The sequence below is a fragment of the Mycobacterium sp. TH-M15 genome, assembly GCF_057473705.1.
This window is the reverse complement of the sequence record NZ_JBYCLB010000556.1, coordinates 1-4,648: the sequence shown is the minus strand read 5'-3', so window position 1 is coordinate 4,648 and position 4,648 is coordinate 1. Positions and strand designations below refer to the sequence as shown.

The 4,648-nt window shown below is 72.2% G+C and carries 3 protein-coding genes and 2 pseudogenes; 2 read left to right on the top strand and 3 right to left on the bottom strand.

Features of this window, described 5'->3' with window-relative positions; genetic code table 11:
• Positions 1-35: 35 nt before the first annotated feature.
• A pseudogene (locus AC2VNT_RS13570) lies at positions 36-221 on the bottom strand (YjbQ family protein); the annotation flags it as partial.
• 40 nt (positions 222-261) lie between these two features.
• Positions 262-1,602, bottom strand: coding sequence for a replication-associated recombination protein A (locus tag AC2VNT_RS13565; protein ID WP_486947359.1), 1,341 nt, complete (start codon positions 1,600-1,602; stop codon positions 262-264).
• Positions 1,603-1,983: 381 nt separating this feature from the next.
• Between AC2VNT_RS13565 and AC2VNT_RS13560 the strand changes: the two genes are divergently transcribed.
• Positions 1,984-2,433: a transglycosylase family protein gene (locus AC2VNT_RS13560; protein ID WP_486947358.1), complete on the top strand. Its 450-nt coding sequence runs from the start codon at positions 1,984-1,986 to the stop codon at positions 2,431-2,433.
• 70 nt (positions 2,434-2,503) lie between these two features.
• On the opposite strand, the gene aspS is transcribed toward AC2VNT_RS13560, so the two are convergent.
• Positions 2,504-4,279, bottom strand: coding sequence for an aspartate--tRNA ligase (gene aspS / locus AC2VNT_RS13555; protein ID WP_486947357.1), 1,776 nt, complete (start codon positions 4,277-4,279; stop codon positions 2,504-2,506).
• A gap of 103 nt (positions 4,280-4,382) precedes the next feature.
• Here aspS and AC2VNT_RS13550 point away from each other — a divergent pair.
• Positions 4,383-4,648: pseudogene (locus AC2VNT_RS13550) on the top strand (hypothetical protein); the annotation flags it as partial.

Below are 4,648 nucleotides of genomic sequence, written 5' to 3'. Positions count from 1 at the left end.
AAGAGGTTCCTCGATCATTTCGTGAAGGCGGGACACACCAAGGTGCCCAGCGCGTCGACCAGGTCGTCGTCGGAGCCGGCGCCGGTCTCGATGATCGCCACCCCGGCCGTCGCGTGCGGCACGAACACGTTGCACAGCCCGTCCGGTCCGCCGGCACAGAACTCGCGGATCGCACCGGTGAGATCCACCGTCCGCCGCCGCGCGGTGTCGACGTCGAGCACCCTGGTCTGCACCCGGTCCAGGGTACGGGCCGGTGCCGGATCAGCGCCGCCGGATGATCGCGCGCAACCGGTCCAGCCGGGCCGCCATCGCGCGTTCGCCGCCCCGTCCGGTGGGCCGGTAATAGTCGGCACCGACCAGTTCGTCGGGTGGATATTGCTGTGGCACAACGCCGTCCGGGTGGTCATGCGAGTACCGGTAGCCGACCGCGTTGCCCAGCGCCTGCGCCCCGGCGTAGTGGCCGTCGCGCAGGTGCGTCGGCACCGAGCCGGCCTTGCCGGCCTGGATGTCGGCCATCGCCGCCGCCAGCGCGGTGGTCACCGCGTTGGACTTCGGCGCGGTGGCCAGGTGCACGGTGGCGTGCGCCAGGGTCAACCGGGCCTCCGGCAGGCCGATCAGCTGGACCGTCTGCGCGGCGGCGACCGCGGTGAGCAGGGCGGTCGGGTCGGCCATCCCGATGTCCTCGCTGGCCAGGATCATCAGTCGCCGGGCGATGAACCGCGGGTCCTCCCCGGCGACCATCATCCGGGCCAGGTAGTGCAGTGCGGCGTCGACATCGGAGCCACGCACGCTCTTGATGAACGCGCTGATCACGTCGTAGTGCTGGTCGCCGTCCCGGTCGTAGCGGACCGCGGCCTTGTCCAGGGACTGCTCGACCGTCGCGACCGTCACCTCGTCGGTGGCCTCGGCAGCCACCTCCAGCGCGGTCAGCGCCCGGCGGGCGTCCCCGGCGGCCAGCCGGACCAGCAGGTCGACGGCGTCGGCGGCCACCGTCACCCGCCCGGCCAGCCCGCGCGGATCGGCGACGGCGCGCTGCACCACGGTGCGGACGGCGTCGCCGTCCAGCGGCTGCAGCTGCAGGATCAGCGACCGGGACAGCAGCGGCGCGACCCCCGAGAACGACGGGTTTTCGGTGGTCGCCGCCACCAGCAGCACCACCCGGTTCTCCACCGCGGAGAGCAGCGCGTCCTGCTGGGTCTTGGAGAACCGGTGCACCTCGTCGATGAACAGCACGGTCTGCTCGCCGTGGGCGGCGGCCCGGCGGGCGGCGTCGATCACCGCCCGCACCTCATTGACCCCGGCCGACAGCGCCGACAGCGCCTCGAACCGGCGGCCGGTGGCCTGCGAGATCAGCGACGCCAGGGTGGTCTTTCCGCTGCCCGGCGGGCCGTACAGGATCACCGATGCGGCGCCGGAGCCGTCCACCAGCCGGCGCAGCGGCGACCCGGGCTGCAGCAGATGCTGCTGGCCGACCACCTCGTCCAGCGTGACCGGGCGCATCCGCACCGCCAGCGGCGCCGGGCCGGCCGCGCCGGCAGCACCACCGAGCGCCGGTGGGGCGTCGGGAAGGTCGAAGAGACCGTTGGACACGATCTCAGGCATACCACGCGCGCCGCGCCGCGGTGGGGGCGACGACGCGCCGGGGATTCCCTGCAATCAGCCAGGTGTACACCACCAGCTGCGCCACCGACCGGAGGCGCACCCTAAACCGCTCTCGCGCGGACGGACGCCCAGATCCCGGGAGCGGCCCCCCGCCGCCCCCGTCGCGAACCAACTGTCACTCCAACCACAGCAGTTAACTCCCGAAACAGACGTCTCGTAACAACAGCAACATAAGCATCATTATCAACTTACGTTGACTAATTAACCACAATTAGCTCTCATAATTTCCACAACACCAGTTATAAAAGAGTTACAACAATATCTTCTGTCACGTTATGCACGGAAAGCTCAACAGTGAACGCCTATCACGGAGGTTGTTATATGCACCCCAGGGCGCAGGCCGGGCGGATCACACGGCTGGCAAAGCGGCACAAACTCCTGGTCGGAGCGGCCGCGACGGTCGGAACCGCGCTGCTGCTGCTCGGCCCGGACGCCGCACCCGCGGAGGCCGACGGCATCGCCAACTGGGACGCGGTAGCCCAATGCGAGTCGGGCGGCAACTGGCACGCCAACACCGGTAACGGCTTCTACGGCGGCCTGCAGTTCAAGGAGTCGACCTGGCGGCAGTTCGGCGGCAGCGGCTCGCCCGCCGACGCCTCCCGGGAGGAACAGATCGCGGTGGCCGACCGGGTCCTCGAGGAGCAGGGACCGTGGGCCTGGCCGACCTGCGGCCCGGGCCGCGTCTTCCCGACGACGCTCACCGCGTGGCTGCCGTCGCCGCTGCGTGGCCTGGTCCATGGCGCCCTGCCCGCGCCGGGCGGCGGCGGCTGAGCCACCCCGATCACCCGGCCGTCGGCACCGCCTGGGTCTGGGTCACCGGGGCCCGCCGGTGTCTCCGGCCTCAGCCCGTCGGCGCCGCGGCCGGGGCATCGATGCCGGATTCCTTGCGCTGGGCGGCGGTGATCGGCGCCGGGGCGTCGGTCAGCGGGTCCACCCCGCCGCCGGACTTCGGGAAGGCGATCACCTCGCGGATCGAGTCCACCCCGGCCAGCAGCGCCACGATCCGGTCCCAGCCGAACGCCAGCCCGCCGTGCGGCGGCGCGCCGTAGCCGAACGCGTCCAGCAGGAAACCGAACTTCTCCTGCGCCTCGGCGCCGTCGATGCCCATCACCGCGAACACCTGCTGCTGGACGTCGCGGCGGTGGATACGGATCGAGCCGCCGCCGATCTCGTTGCCGTTGCAGACGATGTCGTAGGCGTCGGCCGGCACCGCACCGGGGTCGGCGGCCACCGCCGCCGCGTACTCCGGCTTCGGCGCGGTGAACGCGTGGTGCACCGCGGTCCACACCCCGGAGCCGACCGCGACGTCCCCGGCCGCGGTGGCCTCGTCGGCCGGCTCGAAGAGCGGCGGATCGACCACCCAGGTGAACGCCCAGGCGGCCGGGTCGATCAGGTCGAGCCGCTTGGCGATCTCGATCCGCGCCGCGCCCAGCAGCGCCCGGGACGGCTTGACCGGCCCGGCCGCGAAGAAGACGCAGTCACCGGGGGCGGCCCCGACATGCGCAGCCAGACCGGCCCGCTCGGCGTCGGTGAGGTTCTTGGCCACCGGGCCGGCCAGCTCGCCGTCCTCGCCGACCAGCACGTAGGCCAGGCCCTTGGCCCCGCGCTGCTTGGCCCAGTCCTGCCAGCCGTCCAGGGTGCGCCGCGGCTGGGACGCCCCGCCGGGCATCACCACCGCGCCGACGTAGGGGGCCTGGAAGACCCGGAAGGTGGTGTCGGCGAAGAACGCGGTGCACTCCACCAGCTCCAGACCGAACCGCAGGTCGGGCTTGTCCGAGCCGAACCGGCGCATCGCGTCGGCGTAGCTCATCCGCGGCAGCGGGGTCGGCAGCCGGTAGCCGATCAGCGCCCACAGCGCGGCGAGCACCTGCTCGGCCAGGTCGATCACGTCCTCGGCGTCGACGAAGCTCATCTCCAGGTCCAGCTGGGTGAACTCGGGCTGGCGGTCGGCGCGGAAGTCCTCGTCCCGGTAGCAGCGGGCGATCTGGTAGTAGCGCTCCATGCCGGCCACCATCAGCAGCTGCTTGAACAGCTGCGGGCTCTGCGGCAGCGCGTAGAACGAGCCGGGCTGCAGCCGGGCCGGCACCAGGAAGTCCCGCGCCCCCTCCGGGGTGGACCGGGTCAGCGTCGGGGTCTCGATCTCGACGAAGCCGTGGTCGGCCAGCACCGCCCGGGCCGCGGCGTTCACCGTCGAGCGCAGCCGCAGCGCCGCCCCGGGCCCGTCCGCGCGGCGCAGGTCCAGGTACCGGTAGCGCAGCCGGGCCTCCTCGCCGGCGCCCTCGTCGAGCTGGAACGGCAGCGCGGCGGCCTCGTTGAGCACGGTCAGCTTCGCCGCGTCGACCTCGATGGCGCCGGTGGCCAGCTCCGGGTTCTCGTTGCCGGCCGGTCGCCGCTCGACGACGCCGGTGACGGCGACGCAGAACTCGGCGCGCAGCCGGTGCGCGGCGGCCAGCACGTCGTCACTGCGGAAGACCACCTGGGCGATCCCGGACGCGTCCCGCAGGTCGATGAAGATCACCCCACCGTGGTCGCGGCGGTGCGCCACCCAGCCGGCCAGCGTCACCGTCCGCCCGGCATCGGTGGCCCGCAACGAGCCGGCGTCGTGACTGCGCAGCACGAATACTCCTCGTAGAGTGGGGTTACGGCCAGCCCAGTTTAGAGGGACGTCGCCGCGGTGAACCGCACCCGGTACCTCACCCGGAGCCGCCGTGCCTACGTCCATGGACGAGCCACGCCACGTCGTCGTCGCCGCCGGAATCATCACCGGGGCCGTCGCCGCCACCGTGGCGACGATCCGGCCGTGGTTCAGTCTCCGCTCGATCGGCCTGGACGTGTCTTGGAACGGCTTGGGCGTCGGCGCCGGCGCACACTTCCCGAGCCATCCCACCAGGCTGGGCTTGCTGGTGCTCGCCGCCTGCGTGATCGCCCTGCTCGCTGCCCTCATCCTGCTGCTGCTGCCGTCGGTCGCCGGCCCGGTCGCACCGCC